14 protein-coding genes are annotated in these 17,904 nt (G+C 70.9%); all 14 read left to right on the top strand.

What is annotated here, in order from left to right:
• Positions 1-37: 37 nt before the first annotated feature.
• The 14 genes from BGO45_RS00770 to gmk all read left to right on the top strand — a co-directional run bounded on the left by BGO45_RS00770 (position 38) and on the right by gmk (position 17,886).
• Positions 38-1,858: a sugar phosphate isomerase/epimerase and 4-hydroxyphenylpyruvate domain-containing protein gene (locus BGO45_RS00770; protein ID WP_292690009.1), complete on the top strand. Its 1,821-nt coding sequence runs from the start codon at positions 38-40 to the stop codon at positions 1,856-1,858.
• 13 nt (positions 1,859-1,871) lie between these two features.
• Positions 1,872-2,330, top strand: a complete 459-nt coding sequence (locus BGO45_RS00765) for a type II 3-dehydroquinate dehydratase (RefSeq protein WP_292690007.1) — start codon at positions 1,872-1,874, stop codon at positions 2,328-2,330.
• Positions 2,331-2,411: 81 nt separating this feature from the next.
• Positions 2,412-2,972, top strand: coding sequence for an elongation factor P (gene efp, locus BGO45_RS00760; protein WP_076490500.1), 561 nt, complete (start codon positions 2,412-2,414; stop codon positions 2,970-2,972).
• Positions 2,973-2,974: 2 nt separating this feature from the next.
• Positions 2,975-3,385 (top strand): transcription antitermination factor NusB, encoded by a 411-nt coding sequence (nusB, locus tag BGO45_RS00755; RefSeq protein ID WP_292690006.1) that lies wholly within the window; start codon positions 2,975-2,977, stop codon positions 3,383-3,385.
• A 217-nt stretch (positions 3,386-3,602) separates the two neighbouring features.
• Positions 3,603-6,551, top strand: a complete 2,949-nt coding sequence (locus tag BGO45_RS00750) for a DEAD/DEAH box helicase (protein WP_292690003.1) — start codon at positions 3,603-3,605, stop codon at positions 6,549-6,551.
• A gap of 92 nt (positions 6,552-6,643) precedes the next feature.
• Positions 6,644-8,221, top strand: coding sequence for a Rieske 2Fe-2S domain-containing protein (locus BGO45_RS00745; RefSeq protein WP_292690001.1), 1,578 nt, complete (start codon positions 6,644-6,646; stop codon positions 8,219-8,221).
• Between the two features lie 137 nt (positions 8,222-8,358).
• Positions 8,359-8,889: a bifunctional pyr operon transcriptional regulator/uracil phosphoribosyltransferase PyrR gene (gene pyrR / locus BGO45_RS00740; RefSeq protein WP_292689999.1), complete on the top strand. Its 531-nt coding sequence runs from the start codon at positions 8,359-8,361 to the stop codon at positions 8,887-8,889.
• Complete coding sequence (locus BGO45_RS00735) at positions 8,886-9,854, top strand: aspartate carbamoyltransferase catalytic subunit (protein WP_292689997.1); 969 nt, start codon at positions 8,886-8,888, stop codon at positions 9,852-9,854. The genes pyrR and BGO45_RS00735 overlap by 4 nt, the downstream gene beginning before the upstream one ends.
• Positions 9,851-11,173, top strand: a complete 1,323-nt coding sequence (locus tag BGO45_RS00730) for a dihydroorotase (RefSeq protein ID WP_292689995.1) — start codon at positions 9,851-9,853, stop codon at positions 11,171-11,173. Before BGO45_RS00735 ends, BGO45_RS00730 begins: the two co-directional genes overlap by 4 nt.
• Entirely contained in the window at positions 11,170-11,673 is a 504-nt protein-coding gene (locus BGO45_RS00725) for a hypothetical protein (RefSeq protein WP_076490507.1), read from the top strand. The genes BGO45_RS00730 and BGO45_RS00725 overlap by 4 nt, the downstream gene beginning before the upstream one ends.
• A complete protein-coding gene (gene carA, locus BGO45_RS00720) occupies positions 11,670-12,842 on the top strand; it encodes a glutamine-hydrolyzing carbamoyl-phosphate synthase small subunit (RefSeq protein WP_076490508.1) in 1,173 nt (390 codons plus the stop codon). The genes BGO45_RS00725 and carA overlap by 4 nt, the downstream gene beginning before the upstream one ends.
• A complete protein-coding gene (carB, locus tag BGO45_RS00715; RefSeq protein ID WP_292689991.1) occupies positions 12,835-16,122 on the top strand; it encodes a carbamoyl-phosphate synthase large subunit in 3,288 nt (1,095 codons plus the stop codon). Before carA ends, carB begins: the two co-directional genes overlap by 8 nt.
• Complete coding sequence (pyrF, locus tag BGO45_RS00710) at positions 16,119-16,979, top strand: orotidine-5'-phosphate decarboxylase (protein WP_292689989.1); 861 nt, start codon at positions 16,119-16,121, stop codon at positions 16,977-16,979. The genes carB and pyrF overlap by 4 nt, the downstream gene beginning before the upstream one ends.
• Positions 16,972-17,886 (top strand): guanylate kinase, encoded by a 915-nt coding sequence (gene gmk, locus BGO45_RS00705; protein WP_292689987.1) that lies wholly within the window; start codon positions 16,972-16,974, stop codon positions 17,884-17,886. Before pyrF ends, gmk begins: the two co-directional genes overlap by 8 nt.
• The last annotated feature ends 18 nt before the right edge of the window (positions 17,887-17,904 follow it).

The following is a 17,904-nucleotide window of genomic DNA, read 5'->3' as shown; positions in this document are numbered from 1 at the left end:
TGGACGCGCTATGTACCAGATGGTACATTCGGCGCCCATGAAGACCTCGATCGCGACCGTGTGCGTCAGCGGCACCCTCGCCGACAAACTCCACGCCTGCGCCGCCGCCGGGTTCGACGGCGTCGAGATCTTCGAGCCCGACCTGCTGGCAGCCCCCGAAAGCCCCGAGGAGATCGCCGCCCTCGCCGCGCGTCTCGGCCTGAGTCTCGACCTGTACCAGCCCCTGCGCGACGTCGAAGGCGTGGACGAGGAGACGTTCGCCGGCGTCCTGCGGCGGGCCGAGGCGAAGTTCCGCCTCATGCGGCGCCTGGGCATGGATCTCGTGCTGTGCTGCAGCAACGTCGCCACCGCGACGATCGACGACGACGCGGTGTCGGCGAGCCAGCTCCGACGTCTCGGGGATCTCGCCGACGGGTATGGCATCCGCATCGCCTTCGAAGCCCTCGCGTGGGGACGCTATGTCGACGACTACCGCCGCGCCTGGCGCATCGTCGAGCTCGCCGACCACCCCGCGGTCGGCATCTGTCTCGACTCGTTCCACATGCTCTCGCGGGGCCACGACCCCGCGGGCATCGCCGACATCCCCGGCGACCGCATCTTCTTCGTTCAGCTCGCGGATGCACCGCTCCTGACCATGGACGTGCTGTCGTGGAGCCGGCACCACCGGCTCTTCCCCGGCGAGGGCGGCTTCGACCTCGCCGACTTCACGGCCCGCGTGGTGGCGGCGGGGTACACCGGCCCGTGGTCGCTCGAGGTCTTCAACGACACGTTCCGGCAGACCGACCCGCGCCGCACCGCGCTGCACGCGCGCCGGTCGCTCCGGTGGCTCGAGGACGCGGTCGCCCGGATCGCCCCGGATGCCACGGCGGACCGTCCCGACATCGCGATGCTCCCCGACTCGGCCGCGCCGTCGGACGTCGACTTCGTCGAGATCACGGCGGAGGACACCTCCGCCGTGGAGGAGCTGCTCGCGCAGCTCGGCTTCACCCCGCGCGGTCGGCACCGCACGAAACCCGTGACACTGTGGACCGCGGGGGAGGCGCGGGTGATCCTCAACGAGCAGCACGCCCGCGGCCGGGCGCCCCGGCTCGCGGCGATCGGTTTCGAAGTCGACGACGCCGAGGCGGTCGACCTGCGCCTGCACGACCTCCGCGTACCGCGGGCCTACCGACGCACGTACGCCCGCGAAGAGCGTCTCGACGGTGCCGTGGCCCCCGACGGCACCGAGGTGTACTGGGCGCAGGCCGCCGACGAGGGCGACCCGGCGTGGGTGCGCGAGTTCGAGCACGGCGAGCCGCCGCGCGAGAGCCCGATCCTCGCGGTCGACCACATCAGCCTCACCCAGCCCTGGCAGGTGGTCGAGGAGTCGACGCTGTTCTACACCGCCGGGTTCGCCCTGTCGCTCGACAGTCGCACCGAGGTGCCCGGACCCGAAGGACTGGTGGAGAGCCGCGTCCTCACGGCGCCGAACGGCGCGATCCGCATCCCGTTGAACGTCGCGCCGCCGATCCTCGCCGAGCGGGGGAGCGAGCGCGTGCTGCCGCAGCACGCCGCGTTCCGCTGCGCCGACGTGCGCGCTCTGGCCCGCGCGGCCCGCGCCCGCGGGTTCCAGCCGCTCACCATGCCGGCGAACTACTACGACGACATCGCCGCCCGCTTCGACCTGTCCGACGCGTTCGTGGACGAGCTTCGCGAGCTGCATCTCGGCTACGACCGGGATGCCGCGGGCGAATACCTGCACTTCTACACCGAAACCCTCGGCGAGGTGTTCCTGGAGTTCGTCGAACGCGTCGGCGACTACAGCGGGTTCGCCGCGGGTACCGCGCCGGTACGCCTGACCGCGCAGCGGGGACGCTGATAGCGTGCCTCGGGTGAGCACGCCGCGCCGCCTCCTTCTCGTCAACGGTCCGAACCTCAACCTGCTCGGGACACGCCAGCCCGAGATCTACGGGCACGACACCCTCGCCGACGTGGAGCGCGTGACCACCGAGGCGGCCGACCGGCACGGCCTCGAAGTCCGCGCGATCCAGAGCAACCACGAGGGCGTGCTCATCGACGCGATCCACGCCGCCCGGCTCGACTGCGCCGGCATCGTGATCAACGCCGGAGGTCTGACGCACACCTCGGTCGCGCTGCGCGACGCGCTGGCATCCGTCGCTCTTCCCGTCGCCGAGGTGCACATCTCGAACATCAAGGAGCGCGAGAGCTTCCGGCACTTCTCCTACATCGAGGACGTCGCGGCGGTGCACGTGATCGGAGAGGGCGTTCCCGGATACGCCCGCGCCGTCGACCTCCTCGTCGACGTCATCAGCGGCCGCGCCGACGGCTGAGCGGCCCATCGCGTAGACTGGACCGCTGGGCGAGCGCCGACGCGACGCCCCACCGACTCACGAAACGGAACATCGAAGCTCATGGCATCCACCGCAGACATCAAGAACGGCGTCGTCCTGAACATCGACGGTCAGCTCTGGAGCATCGTGGAGTTCCAGCACGTCAAGCCCGGCAAGGGCGGCGCGTTCGTCCGCACGAAGATGAAGAACGTCATGTCGGGCAAGGTCGTCGACAAGACGTTCAACGCCGGCGCCAAGATCGACATCGAGAACGTCGACCGCCGCGACTTCACCTACCTGTACAACGACGGCGAGGGCTTCGTCTTCATGGACGTCGCCGACTACGACCAGATCACCGTGGGGGCGGCCACCGTCGGTGACGCCGCCAACTTCCTGCTCGAGAACCAGCAGGTGCAGATCGCGCTGAACAACGGCAACCCGCTCTACATCGAGCTCCCGCCGTCCGTCGTGCTCGAGGTCACCTACACCGAGCCGGGCCTCCAGGGCGACCGCTCCTCGGCCGGCACCAAGCCCGCCACCGTCGAGACCGGCTACGAGATGCAGGTTCCGCTGTTCCTCGAGACCGGCACCAAGATCAAGGTCGACACTCGCACCGGCGAGTACCTCGGCCGCATCAGCTGACGTTGAGCGCCCGTAGCAAGGCGCGCAAGCGCGCCCTCGACATCCTGTTCCAGGCCGACGTCCGCGGTGAAGAGCTCCCCGTGATGCTCGCGGTCGAGGCCAAGCGCGCCGCGTCCGAGCCCGACCGTCAGGCGTCGTGGCTGTACGCCCGCGACATCGTCGACGGTGTGATCGACAACCGCGACGCCATCGACGAGCAGATCACGACCTTCGCGAAGGACTGGTCGCTGCAGCGCATGCCCGCCGTCGATCGCGCCCTGCTGCGCATCGGCACGTGGGAGATCCTCTACAACGACGAGGTGCCCACGGCCGTGGCGATCGACGAGGCCGTGGAGCTCGCGAAGGAGTTCTCGACCGACGACTCCGGCTCGTTCGTGCACGGCGTCCTCGCCCGGATCGCCCGCTCGTCCTGACCCCCGTCGACGTGTTCCGACGCGGCCCGCGTTCCTCGCGGGTCGCGTCGTCGCGTCTTCCCCGAATGCCGATAAACGCGATCCACGGCGAGACACGCGACGCCGGCTTGTTTCTCGTCGCCGATCGCGTTTATCGACGCTCGCACGCCCCCGCGACGCGGACGCCGAGGCGAAGCCGGCGCCTCGCGATGTCGGACGCCTGCGACAGGATCGCCGCATGAGCGACTGGCGTGGCCTCCTGCCCGACACCGAGCGAGCGGCGTTCGACGCCCTGGCGCTCGGCATCGAGCTTCGGCAACGCGAGGCGTACGACCCGTCCCGCTGGGAAGCGCGCTCCGTCGACCCGGTCACGCCCCGCATGCTCGCGCGGCGGCAGGACGAGTTGCAGCTCGTCGCCCGGCCGCTCGTCCGCGGCGCGCGTGAGACGTGGATCCGGGCGGATGCCACGTGGGACGCGGTCCGCCGGTCCACCGGCCGCTTCGACCCGGCGCACATCGGTTGGTTCGCCGAGCTCCACGCCCTCGCGCAGGCCATGCGCACGACCGGCCCCTTCGTCGCGGCCAGCGACACCGTCGCGCTCGACACGATCGCCTCGCCGCTACTGTGGCCGCATCTGCGCGCGGCCGAGGGGCTCGGCATCCCGCTCGTGGCGATGCACCCGCAGCAGAGCGTGCGGCTGGCAGACGAAGCGGCGGCTCGGGTGTCGGTCGAGTCCGCCGGTGAGGGCGCACTCCGCCTCCGCGCCGCCGTCGAGATCGACGGACGGGAAGTGGATGCCGCGCACGTGCGGCCGCTCGGAACGGCGGGGGTCTTCGCCTTCGAGGTCGACCGCGACCCGATTCCGGTGACGCTCGCCCCTGTGTCGTTGCCCGCCCCGCTGTCGGCGCTGCTCGTCGACGGCCCCGTCGTCGTGCCCGCCGAGGACGCGGGGGAGTTCCTCGCCGGAACGTACGCGCGGCTCGCGCGGCGGGTGCCGCTGGCCGTGGCCCCGGGCGTCCCCGCACCTCCGCCGCCGCGACCGACCCTCGAGGTGACGGTGTCGTACCGCGACGACGAGTCCGTCGAGTACGCGCTGGACTGGATCTACCCGGGCGGCATCCGCGCGGCGTACGGCACCCCCGCCGACGCCGAGCGCGATCCCCGCGCCGAGGTCGAGATCGCGGGCCGGGTCGAATCGACGTGGGCCGAGCGCGCCGACCTCCCCGTCCGAGCCCGGGCGCTGCTGCGCGACGCCGATGCCGCCGTCCTCGCGACCCGCGTGCTTCCGGCGCTCGACCTCCTCGACGACGTGCGGGTGGTGACCCGGGGGAGCGTTCCGGCATTCCGGGAGTTGCGCGGCGACCCGTCGCTGACGATCACCGCGGTGCCGTCGCCCGACCGTGACTGGTTCGACCTCGGCATCGTCGTCGTGATCGACGGGCGGACGATCCCGTTCGGAACCCTGTTCACGGCGCTCTCGCGGGGTCGCACCCGCATCAAGCTCTCCGACGGGGCGTGGTTCTCGCTCGCGCACCCGTCGCTGCAGAGGCTGCGGGATCTGCTCGAGGAGGCCGCGGAGCTCGACGAATGGGAGACCGGCCCCCGCATCCCGCGCCGCCACCTCGCGCTCTGGAGCGACTTCGAAGACCTCGCCGACGAGTCCGCCGCTGCCGGCGAGTGGCGCGACCTCGCGCGCGCGCTGCGCGACGTGGCATCCGTCCCCGCCGTGGCGACCCCGCCCGGCTTCCGCGCCGAACTCCGTCCGTACCAGCGCGAGGGCCTCGCGTGGCTCGCGCTGCTGCACGCGCACCGGCTCGGCGGCATCCTGGCCGATGACATGGGGCTCGGGAAGACCGTCCAGATCCTCGCGCTCATCGCCCATGCGCGGGCGGCCGGGGAGCGGCGGCCCTGGCTCGTCGTCGCGCCGACGTCGGTGCTGCCGACCTGGGGCGCGGAGGCCGCACGCTTCGCCCCCGCCCTGCGGGTCGTCACGATCGAGGCGACGGCCGTCCGGCGCACGCGCGCGGTCGCCGAGCTCGCCGGCGACGCCGACATCGTGGTCGCGCCGTACGGGGTGGTCCGCACCGACGACGTCGAGTTCGCGGTGCCCGAGTGGGCGGGCGTGGTGCTCGACGAGGCCCAGTTCGTGAAGAACCCCGCGACACGGATCCACCGTGCGGTGGCGGCGCTCCGCGCGGACTCGGTCTTCGCCGTCACAGGCACGCCCATCGAGAACGGCCTCGACGACCTGTGGGCGCTCCTGGCCCTCACCGCTCCGGGACTGTACCCCTCGGCGCGTCGGTTCCGCGAGGAGTACGTCCGCGCGATCGAGCAGCTGCCGTCCGACGCGCCGACCGAACTGTCGGCCGCCGCGGCCGAGGCCCACCGTCGCGGGAGTCTCGCACGGCTGCGCTCGCGCGTGCGCCCGTTCCTGCTCCGCCGGACGAAGGACGTCGTGGCCGCCGATCTGCCGCCCAAGCAGGAGCAGACCATCGCGGTGCCCCTCGCGCCGGCGCACCGCGAGCTGTACGACCGCGTGCTGCAGCGCGAACGGCAGAAGGTGCTCGGGCTGCTGGACGACCTCGACCGGCAGCGGTTCATCGTGTTCCGCTCGATCACGCTGCTGCGGATGCTCGCGCTCGCCCCCGGCCTCGTCGACGAGCGCGACGCCCACCTCGGGTCGGCGAAGCTCGACGTGCTGCTCGAGCGTTTGGTCGAGGTGGCATCCGAGGGTCATCGTGCGCTGGTCTTCAGCCAGTTCACGACGTTCCTCGACCTCGCGGCGGAACGCCTGGATGCCGCCGGCCTCGCCTACGCGCACCTCGACGGCTCGACCTCCCGACGCGGCGAGGTCGTCGAGCGGTTCCGTGAAGGGGACGCCCCGGTGTTCCTCATCAGCCTCAAGGCCGGCGGTTTCGGCCTGACGCTCGTCGAGGCCGAGTACGTGTTCCTCCTCGACCCGTGGTGGAACCCGGCCGCCGAGGCGCAGGCCATCGACCGCACCCACCGCATCGGTCAGACGAACAGCGTGTTCGTCTATCGGCTCATCGCCGCGGGCACCGTCGAAGAGAAGGTGCTCGAGCTGCAGCAGCGCAAGGCCGCCCTGTCACGCGCCGTGCTCGACGACGGCGAGGCGTTCGCGAACGCGCTGGACGCCGACGACATCCGGGGCATCCTCGGCGGGTGAGAGCCGCGGGCCGGGCGGCCCGGGACCTTGTGCCCACCGCGGGCACAGCGACCCCCGCGTAGACTCGACGGGTTCTCACGGACAGGAGCGAAATGAAGATCACCGGCCTCGGCCACGCGGGAATGTTCATCGAGACCGCGGGCGGCAGCATCCTCTGCGACCCCGTGATCGGTCCGAGCTTCTTCGGCTCGTGGTTCCCGTTCCCCGACAACCGCGCGCTCGACTGGGAGCGCTTCGGCAAGGCCGATTTCCTCTACATCTCCCACCGCCATCGCGATCACTTCGACCCGGCGATGCTCGAGCGCTACGTCTCGAAGGACATCCGGGTCCTGCTGCCCGAGTACCCGACCGACGACCTCGAGCAGGACCTCGTCGCCCTCGGGTACACCAACCTCGTGCGCACCGAGGCGGGTGTGCCGCTGCAGTTCGGCGACCTGAAGCTCATGATCACCCCGCTCCGCGCCCCCTCCGACGGCCCCATCGGTGACTCGTCGCTCTCGCTCGACGACGGCACGGCATCCATCCTGAACCAGAACGACTCGCACCCCCTCGACCTCGAGACGCTGATGTCGTTCAGCAAGCCCGACGCGTACTTCACCCAGGTCTCCGGAGCCATCTGGTGGCCCATGGTCTACGACCTGCCGCAGGACTCGAAGCAGCACTTCGCGCAGCTCAAGCGCGACGCGCAGAACAAGCGCGCGATGCACTACATCGAGAAGGTCGACGCCGCGCACGTCTTCCCGATGGCGGGCCCGCCTATGTTCCTGCGCGAGGCGCTGTTCCGCTACAACGGCACCGGCCTCGACGACGACTCGATCTTCACCGATCAGCGCGAGTTCCTCGCGTACATGAAGGAACAGCGGCCCGATCAGAAGGGTCACCTCTTCCTCCCCGGCACCGAGGTCGACGTGCAGGGTTCGGAGGTGAGGGTGACGCAGACGATGTACACCGACGCCGAGATCGAGCGCATCTTCGGCGACAAATGGGACTACCTCGCCGAGCAGCGCGACAGCCGTCAGGCCGAGATCCAGGCCGAAGAGGCATCCCGTGCCGAGATCATCCCGCCGGCTGAGATGCTCGCGGCTCTGAAGGCGTGGTGGGAGCCGCTGCTGCGCCGCGCCCGCACGATCCGCAACGGCGTCGGCGGCATGGTGCGATTCCGGATCGGCGAGCTCGACATGGTCGTGGACTTCCCCAAGGCGAAGCTGCGCGAGTACGCGGGCGAGGAGTGCATCTACTGGTACACGATCCCGGCCGACCTCGTATCCACGAACATCCGCGACCACGAAATCGACTGGTCGAACTCGATCTTCCTGTCGATGCAGTTCGAGGTCGGGCGCTCGGGAAAGTTCAACGAGTTCCTCACCACGTTCCTCAAGTGCCTGTCGCGTGACCGCATCGAGTACGTCGAGAACTGGTATGCCGAGCAGTCCGACCAGACCGAGGATGCCGAGATCGACGGCTGGACCGTGCAGCGTCGGTGCCCGCACCTGCGCGCCGACCTCACCATGACCGGCAAGATCGAGGACGGCGTCCTCACGTGCTCGCTGCACGACTGGAAGTGGGACCTCGCCTCGGGTCGCTGCCTGACCACGACCGGACACCCCATCCGCTCGACGCCGTCCGGCCTCGCCAAGGAGAAGGCCGCCGCCGAGGTCGCTGCGGGCTGAGTCGCGCGGAATCCGAAGCCGAAGGCGTTCCGCCCCTTCGCCGGCGCGCCCGGCGACCACCACCCGCACCCGCTACACTGGGGGAGAACCACGGCAACCTTTAACCCCGTCCTGTGAGGCGGAGAAGGGAGCGGCGGATGAGCACGCGCACAGTGATGCACGATGCCGACATCGCCCGCGCATTGACGCGAATCTCGCACGAGATCCTGGAGTCCAACAAAGGACCGGAAGGACTCGTCCTCCTCGGGATCCCGACGCGGGGTGTCACCCTCGCTGAGCGCATCGCTCCGCTGATCAGCGAGTTCGGGGGAGCGGCCGTCCCGGTCGGCGCCCTCGACGTGACGATGTACCGCGACGATCTGCACCGCAACCCCACGCGTGCACCCCAGACGACGCGGATCCCCGCCGGTGGCATCGACGGCAGGACCGTCGTGCTCGTCGACGACGTGCTGTTCTCGGGCCGGAGCATCCGCGCGGCCCTGGACGCCCTGCAGGACATCGGGCGTCCCTCCGCGGTGCGCCTCGCGACGCTCATCGACCGCGGTCACCGCGAGCTGCCGATCCGCCCCGATTTCGTCGGCAAGAATCTGCCGAGCGCCCGCGACGAGCGCGTGAACGTGCGCCTCGCCGAGGTCGACGGCATCGAAGAGGTGACGATCGAATCATGAGGCACCTCCTCGACACCCGTGACCTCTCCCGCGCCGAGGCGCTCGAGATCCTCGACGTCGCCGAGGACATGGCCGACACCCAGCGCCGCGAGGTCAAGAAGCTGCCGACGCTGCGCGGCAAGACCGTCGTGAACCTCTTCTTCGAGGACTCCACGCGCACCCGCATCTCGTTCGAGGCGGCCGCCAAGCGCCTGAGCGCCGACGTCATCAACTTCTCCGCGAAGGGGTCCAGCGTCAGCAAGGGCGAGTCACTGCAGGACACGGCGCAGACGCTGCAGGCGATGGGGGCGGATGCCGTCGTCATCCGCCACGGCGCCTCCGGCGCCCCGCGCACTCTGGCGACATCCGGCTGGATCACCGCCGGGGTCGTCAACGCCGGCGACGGCACGCATGCCCACCCCACGCAGGCTCTGCTCGACGCCTTCACGATCCGTAAGCGACTGCACGGCGACGACAGCCGCGGCCGGGGGCTCGACGGCATCCGGGTCACGATCGTCGGCGACGTGCTGCACTCCCGCGTGGCGCGGTCGAACGTGTGGCTGCTGCACACCCTCGGCGCGCACGTGACCCTCGTCGCCCCGCCGACCCTCGTGCCCCAGGACGTCAGCGGCTGGCCCGTCGAGATCGAGTACGACCTCGACCGGGCGATCGCCGCAGGCCCCGACGCGCTCATGATGCTCCGCATCCAGCTCGAGCGCATGAATGCCGCATATTTCCCCACTGAACGGGAGTATTCCCGCCGGTACGGGCTGGACGCGCGGCGCCTGGACTCCCTGCCGACCGGTAGCATCGTTCTGCACCCCGGCCCGATGAATCGTGGCCTGGAGATCTCCGCCGAAGCCGCCGACTCGCCGCGCTCGACGGTTCTCGAGCAGGTGGCGAACGGCGTCTCCGTGCGCATGGCCGTGCTCTACCTGCTGCTGGCAGGCGCGCGGACCGACTCCGAGAAAGAGGACCTTCGATGAGCCACGCCCCCTCCCACACCCTCCTGGTGCGCGGCGCGCGGATCGAGGGTCAGGATGCCACCGACCTCGTCGTCCGCGACGGCGTCATCGTCGAGACCGGCACCGGCCTCTCGCACGCGGGAGCGACGGTCGTGGATGCCGACGGCCTCATCGCCCTGCCCGGGCTCGTCGACCTGCACGTGCACCTGCGCGAACCGGGGTACGAGGCATCCGAGACCGTGGCCACCGGCTCGCGCGCGGCGGCGGCGGGCGGTTTCACGACCGTCTTCGCGATGCCGAACACCTCGCCGGTCGCCGACACCGCCGGGGTCGTCGAGCAGGAGCTCGCCCTCGGCGAGGCGGCGGGCTACGTCCACGTGCAGCCGATCGGCGCGGTGACGGTCGGTCAGAAGGGCGAGCGGCTCGCCGAGCTCGGCGCCATGGCCGATTCGCGTGCGCGGGTCCGCGTCTTCAGCGATGACGGCTTCTGCGTCTTCGACCCGCTCATCATGCGACGCGCACTGGAGTACGTGAAGGCGTTCGACGGCGTCATCGCGCAGCACGCGCAGGACCCGCGCCTCACCGAGGGCGCGCAGATGAACGAGGGCGCGGTCTCCGCCGAGCTCGGTCTCACCGGCTGGCCCGCGGTCGCCGAGGAGTCGATCATCGCCCGCGACGTGCTGTTGGCCGAGCACGTCGGCTCGCGCCTGCACGTGTGCCACCTGTCCACCGCCGGGTCGGTCGACATCATCCGCTGGGCCAAGAAGCGGGGCGTCAACGTCACCGCCGAGGTGACCCCGCACCACCTGCTGCTGACCGACGAGCTGGTGCGCGACTACGACGCCCGCTACAAGGTCAACCCGCCGCTGCGCCGCGAGGAGGATGTGCTCGCGGTGCGCGAGGGCCTCGCCGACGGCACGATCGACATCGTCGCGACCGACCACGCGCCGCACCCCGCCGAGGCGAAGTCGTGCGAGTGGGCGGCGGCCGCGAACGGCATGGCGGGGCTCGAGAGCGCCCTGCGCGTCGTCCACCAGGCCATGGTCGAGACGGGGCTTCTGGAGTGGACCGACGTCGCACGCGTGATGTCCCGCACGCCCGCCCGCATCGGCCGGCTCGAGGGTCACGGCACCGCTCTGACCGCCGGTCAGCCCGCGAGCTTCACGCTCTACGATCCCCGCCCCGCCCGCACGTTCGGGCTCGACGACCTGCGCGGTCGCAGCAAGAACTCGCCGTACCTCGGGCGCGAGCTGCCCGGCGAGATCCGCTGGACCGTGCGCTCCGGCATCCCCACCGTCGTCGACGGCGCTGTCCTGGAGGTTCCGGGGGTGCTCGCGTGACGCGCGAGGGCGCACTGCTGGTGATGGCCGGCGTCGCGCTGGTGATCCTGGTCCTCCTCGCGGTGGCGTGGCTCCGACGAACGCGGCGCGATGCGCGCTACTCCGCCCCGGTGGGAGAGCTTCCCGACGGCGCCGAGGAGTGGGGCGTGTTCCCGGGTCTCTACGTCGCGACCACGCGTCACGACGAGCCCCTGGAACGCCTCGCGATCCGCGGCCTCGGGTTCCGCTCCCGCGTGGACGTCACGGTCACCTCGGCCGGGATCGCCCTCGACCTGCCGGGCCAGCCCCGCATCGCGCTTCTCCGCGACCGCCTCGTCGACGCCGCTCAGGCCACGGTCGCCATCGACCGCGTGGTCGAGCGCGACGGCCTGACGCGCGTCAGCTGGCGGATCGACGACGACACCGTCGTCGACACCTACCTCCGACCTCAGGATGCGTCGGCGAAAGCCCTCGCCGATGCCATCCGTCCGCTCATCATCACGACAGGAAGCGACGCATGACCGCCCTGATCTCCCCTCCGCGCATCTCGCGCGAACCCGCCGTCCTCGTGCTGGAGGACGGCACCCGCTACCCCGGTCGCGCCTACGGCGCCCGCGGCGAGACCTTCGGCGAGGTCGTCTTCGCCACCGGCATGACCGGGTACCAGGAGACCCTCACCGACCCCTCGTACGCCGGCCAGATCGTGCTGCAGACCGCCCCGCACATCGGCAACACCGGCGTGAACGACGAAGACCCCGAGTCCCGCCGCATCTGGGTCGCCGGCTACGTGGTGCGCGACCCCTCCCGCGTCGTCTCGAACTGGCGCGCCGACCGGTCGCTCGACGACGCCCTCGTCGAGGACGGGATCGTCGGCATCTCCGGCATCGACACCCGCGCCGTCACGCGTCGCATCCGCTCCGAGGGCAGCATGCGCGGCGGCGTCTTCTCGGGCGAGGCCGCGAACCTGGATGCCGACGAGCAGCTGCGTCGTGTGCTCGCCGCCCCCGGCATGGCCGGCCGCAACCTCTCCGCCGAGGTCTCGGTCACCGAGGTCGAGGTGACCCCGGCGACCGCCGAGCGCGTCGGCAACCTCGCCGTGCTCGACCTGGGCGTCAAGCAGTCCACGATCGACAACCTCGCGGCCCGCGGGTTCGACGTGCACGTGTTCCCGCAGTCCGCGACCATCGACGAGATCCGCGCGATCGAGCCGGTCGCGGCGTTCTACTCCAACGGCCCGGGCGACCCGGCCGCGAGCGACCAGCACGTCGAACTGCTGCGCGCGGTGCTCGACGACGGGCTGCCGTTCTTCGGCATCTGCTTCGGCAACCAGCTGCTGGGTCGCGCGCTCGGCTTCGGCACGTACAAGCTGCCGTTCGGCCACCGCGGCATCAACCAGCCCGTGCTCGACAAGACCACCGGTCGCGTCGAGATCACCTCGCAGAACCACGGCTTCGCCGTCGACGCCCCCCTGGACGCCGTCGTCGACAGCCCGAACGGCTACGGCCGCGTCGAGGTGAGCCACATCGGCCTCAACGACAACGTCGTCGAGGGACTCCGTGCCCTCGACATCCCGGCATTCAGCGTGCAGTACCACCCCGAGGCCGCCGCCGGCCCCCACGACGCCAACTACCTGTTCGACCGCTTCCGCGACATGGTGCTCGCGACCCAGGAGACGAAGAAGAATGCCTAAGCGCGACGACATCCACTCCGTCCTCGTCATCGGCTCCGGCCCGATCGTCATCGGTCAGGCCTGCGAGTTCGACTACTCCGGCACCCAGGCGTGCCGCGTCCTCCGCGAGGAGGGCGTGCGGGTCATCCTCGTCAACTCCAACCCGGCGACGATCATGACCGACCCCGACTTCGCCGACGCGACGTACATCGAGCCGATCACCCCCGAGGTGATCGAGTCGATCATCGCGAAGGAGAAGCCGGATGCCGTGCTCCCCACGCTCGGTGGCCAGACGGCCCTGAACGCGGCGATCCAGCTGCACAAGCGCGGCATCCTCGAGAAGTACGACGTCGAGCTCATCGGCGCGGACTTCGACGCCATCAACCGCGGCGAGGACCGCCAGATCTTCAAGGAGCTCGTGCTGGAGGCCGGCGCCGACGTCGCGGCATCCGTCATCTGCCACTCGATGGACGAGCTCCTCGCCGGTGCCGAGAAGCTCGGCTACCCGCTGGTCGTGCGTCCCTCCTTCACCATGGGCGGTCTCGGCTCGGGCTTCGCGTACGACGAAGCCGACCTCCGCCGCATCGGCGGCGCGGGCCTGCACGACTCGCCCACCAACGAGGTGCTGCTCGAGGAGTCGATCCTCGGGTGGAAGGAGTACGAGCTCGAACTCATGCGCGACACCGCCGACAACACGGTGGTCGTCTGCTCGATCGAGAACGTCGACCCGGTCGGGGTGCACACGGGTGACTCGATCACCGTGGCGCCCGCGCTGACGCTGACCGACCGCGAGTACCAGAAGCTCCGCGACATCGGCATCGACATCATCCGCGCCGTGGGCGTCGACACCGGCGGCTGCAACATCCAGTTCGCCGTCGACCCGAAGACGGGCCGCATCATCGTCATCGAGATGAACCCGCGCGTGTCCCGCTCGAGCGCGCTGGCCTCGAAGGCGACCGGGTTCCCGATCGCGAAGATCGCGGCGAAGCTCGCGATCGGCTACCGCCTCGACGAGATCCCGAACGACATCACCAAGGTGACCCCGGCGAGCTTCGAGCCCACGCTCGACTACGTCGTGGTCAAGGTGCCGCGCTTCAACTTCGAGAAGTTCCCCGCCGCCGACACCACCCTCACCACCACCATGAAGTCGGTCGGCGAGGCCATGGCCATCGGCCGCAACTACACGACGGCCCTGCAGAAGGCGCTGCGCTCGCTCGAGAAGCGCGGCTCGAGCTTCCACTGGGGCGAGGAGTCGCGCTCGGTGGAGGAACTGCTCGAGGTCGCGAAGACCCCGACCGACGGCCGGATCGTCGTCCTGCAGCAGGCGCTGCGCAAGGGCGCGACGCCCGAGCAGGCGTTCGACGCGACGGCGATCGACCCCTGGTTCATCGACCAGATCGTGCTCATCAACGAGGTCGCCGAGATCATCCGCAACGCCGGAGAACTGGATGCCGAGACCCTCCGCCTCGCGAAGGAGCACGGTTTCAGCGACGTCCAGATCGCGGAGATCCGCGGGCTCGACGAGGCCGAGGTGCGCGGCATCCGGTACGCGCTCGACGTGCGCCCGGTCTACAAGACCGTCGACACCTGCGCGGGGGAGTTCCCGGCGCTGACGCCGTACCACTACTCCAGCTACGACTGGGAGACCGAGGTCACCCCGTCGGAGCGGACGAAGGTCGTCATCATCGGCTCGGGCCCGAACCGCATCGGCCAGGGCGTCGAGTTCGACTACTCGTGCGTGCACGCCTCGTTCGCCCTGTCGGACGCCGGGTACGAGACCGTCATGGTCAACTGCAACCCCGAGACCGTGTCGACCGACTACGACACCAGCGATCGCCTGTACTTCGAGCCGCTGACGCTCGAAGACGTGCTCGAGGTCCTGCACGCCGAGTCGCAGTCCGGCACGATCCTCGGCGTCGTGTGCCAGCTGGGCGGTCAGACGCCGCTGGGCCTGGCGAAGGGCATCGAAGCCGCCGGCTACACGATCCTCGGCACCAGCCCCGAGGCGATCGACCTGGCCGAGGAGCGCGAGCTGTTCTCCCGCCTGCTCGACGAGGCCGGTCTCGTGGCCCCCCGCAACGGCACGGCCATCGACGTCGAGGGCGCGGTCACCGTGGCCGAGGAGATCGGCTACCCGGTGCTCGTGCGCCCGAGCTTCGTGCTCGGCGGCCGCGGCATGGAGATCGTCTACTCGACCGAGGCTCTGCGCGACTACTTCGTGCGCGTCGCCGACCAGGCGATCATCGGCCCCGGGCTCCCGCTCCTCGTGGACCGCTTCCTCGACGACGCGATCGAGCTCGACGTCGACGCGCTGTACGACGGCACCGACCTCTACATCGGCGGCGTCATGGAGCACCTCGAGGAGGCCGGCATCCACTCCGGCGACTCGTCCTGCACCCTGCCGCCGGTCTCTCTCGGCCGCACCGAGGTCGACCGGGTCCGCGAGGCGACCCTCGCGATCGCGAAGGGCGTCGGCGTCCGGGGGCTCCTGAACGTGCAGTTCGCGATCTCGGCCGGTGTCCTCTACGTCATCGAGGCGAACCCGCGCGCGAGCCGCACCGTTCCGTTCGTGTCGAAGGCGCTCGGCATCCCGCTCGCGAAGGCCGCCAGCCGCATCATGGCCGGCAGCACCATCGCCGAGCTGATCGCCGAGGGCCTGCTGCCCGAGCAGGACGGATCCCGCGTTCCGCTGGACGCCCCGGTCGCCGTGAAGGAGGCCGTGCTGCCGTTCAAGCGGTTCCGCACCGCCGACGGCCACACGGTCGACTCGGTGCTCGGCCCCGAGATGCGCTCGACCGGCGAGGTCATGGGCATCGACCGCGACTTCCCGACCGCGTTCGCAAAGTCGCAGGAGGCCGCGTACGGCGGGATGCCGACCTCGGGCACCGTGTTCATCTCGGTCGCCGACGCCGACAAGCGCGCGGTGATCCTGCCCGCCCACCGGCTGCAGGAGCTCGGCTTCTCGCTGCTCGCGACGGAGGGGACGGCGGAGATCCTGGCGCGCAACGGCATCCGGGTGCAGGTCGTCGAGAAATACTCCGAGACGCAGGGCTCCGGCCAGCGGAACGTGGTCGACCTCATCAACGCCGGCGAGATCGACATGATCGTGAACACGCCCTCCGGTGGCACCGCGCGTGCCGACGGGTACGAGATCCGCGCCGCGGCCGTGGCCGCCGACAAGGCGCTCTTCACCACGATGGCCGTCCTCGGCGCGGCGGTGAGCGCCCTCGGTGCGATGAAGGACGGCTTCGCGGTGCGCAGCCTCCAGGAGTACGCCGTCGACCGTGCGGGTCGCCGGTGAGCGAGACGTTCGGACAGCGGCTGGCGACAGCCCTCGAAACCCGCGGCGCCCTGTGCGTCGGCATCGACCCCCACGCCGCGCTGCTGTCGGCGTGGGGGCTGGATGCCACGGCCGACGGCGCGCGCGAGTTCGGGTTGCGTGTGGTCGAGGCCGCGGCCGGTCGCGTCGGTGTGGTCAAGCCGCAGGTGGCGTTCTACGAGCGCTACGGCTCCCGCGGGTTCGCGGCGCTGGAGGATGTGATGGCCGCCGCGCGCGCGGCGGGCCTGCTGGTCATCGCCGACGCGAAGCGCGGTGACATCGGCACGACCATGGAGGGCTACGCCCACGCCTGGCTGGAGCCCGGCTCGCCCCTGGAGGCGGATGCCGTGACCTTGACGCCGTATCTCGGTGCCGACTCGCTGCGCGAGACCCTCGGGCTCGCGGTCCGCCACGACAAGGGGGCGTTCGTGCTGACGGCGACGAGCAATCCCGAGGCGCGGGCGCTGCAGAGCGCGATCGTCGACGACGCCCTGGCGGTGGGCGATCACGAACACGTCGCCGCCCGGGTGGCGCACGACGTGAACCAGGCGAACATCGGTGCGCCCGGGGCCCTGGGCCCGGTGGGCGTCGTGGTCGGCGCCACCGTCGACCGCGCGGCGTACGGCCTGGGCGACGTCGCGTTGGCCGGCATGCCGATCCTCGCTCCCGGGTTCGGGGCGCAGGGGGCGGATCCGGCCGATCTCCGCCGTCTGTTCGGCTACGTCGCGAAGGCGGTCGTGGCGAACGAGAGCCGAAGCGTTCTGGCCGTCGGCCCCGCCCGGCTCGCGGACCGGATCGAGGCGCGCGCCGACCTGTACCGGGAGGCCCTGCATGGCTGATTCGCGCCGTCCCCCCGAGGTCGACCGGGCGGCGGCCTCGCGTCGCGCGGTCGCCGCGCGCCGCGAACGCGCCGCACTGAAACGCGACGTGTCCACCCGCGTGATCACCCCGCAGGAGCTTCTGCGCCGCGGACTCGCCGATCCGCTCTCCGCGGCCGGGGCGATGCGCGTCACCGAGTTCCTCACGGCGATCCCCGCGATCGGCGAGAGCAAGCGCGACCGCATCCTCACCTCGCTCGGGATCTCACCGGTGAAGCGCCTGGGTGGTCTGGGGTCGCGCCAACGCGATGCGCTCCGCGACTACCTCGACGCCCGGTGGCCCGAGCCCGGTCCGCGCGAGGGGCGCAGCCGCCTGGTGGTGCTCGCCGGCCCCACCGCGGTCGGCAAGGGCACGGTCGCGGCCCACATCAAGGAGAACTTCCCCGAGATCCACCTCTCGGTCTCGGCCACGACCCGTGCGCCGCGTCCGGGTGAGGTGGACGGCGAGCACTACTACTTCGTCGACGATGCCGAGTTCGACCGGCTGATCGCGGCGGGGGAGCTGCTGGAGTGGGCGACCGTGCACAACAAGCACCGGTACGGCACGCCCCGAGAGCCGATCGACCGCGTGCTCGCGGCGGGCGGCACGGCGCTGCTCGAGATCGACCTGCAGGGCGCCCGTCAGGTGCGCGCGGCGGATCCGTCGGCCACGCTCGTGTTCCTGCTGCCGCCGAGCTGGGACGAACTCGTCCAGCGTCTGGTCGGCCGGGGGACCGAGGATGCCGAGGAGCGCACGCGCCGACTCCGCACCGCCCGGACGGAGCTCGCGGCGCAGAACGAGTTCGACTACCGGGTCGTGAACGACGAGGTCGCGCACGCCGCGGCCGAGGTCGTGGCCCTCGCCGCACGTCGCCCCGACGTCGGATAGAATACGAGGATGCTTCGG

Origin of the sequence: Microbacterium sp. 71-36 (assembly GCF_001898305.1) — a bacterium.
In the GTDB taxonomy this organism is placed as follows: domain Bacteria; phylum Actinomycetota; class Actinomycetes; order Actinomycetales; family Microbacteriaceae; genus Microbacterium.
This window is presented reverse-complemented; position numbering and strand designations above follow the sequence as displayed.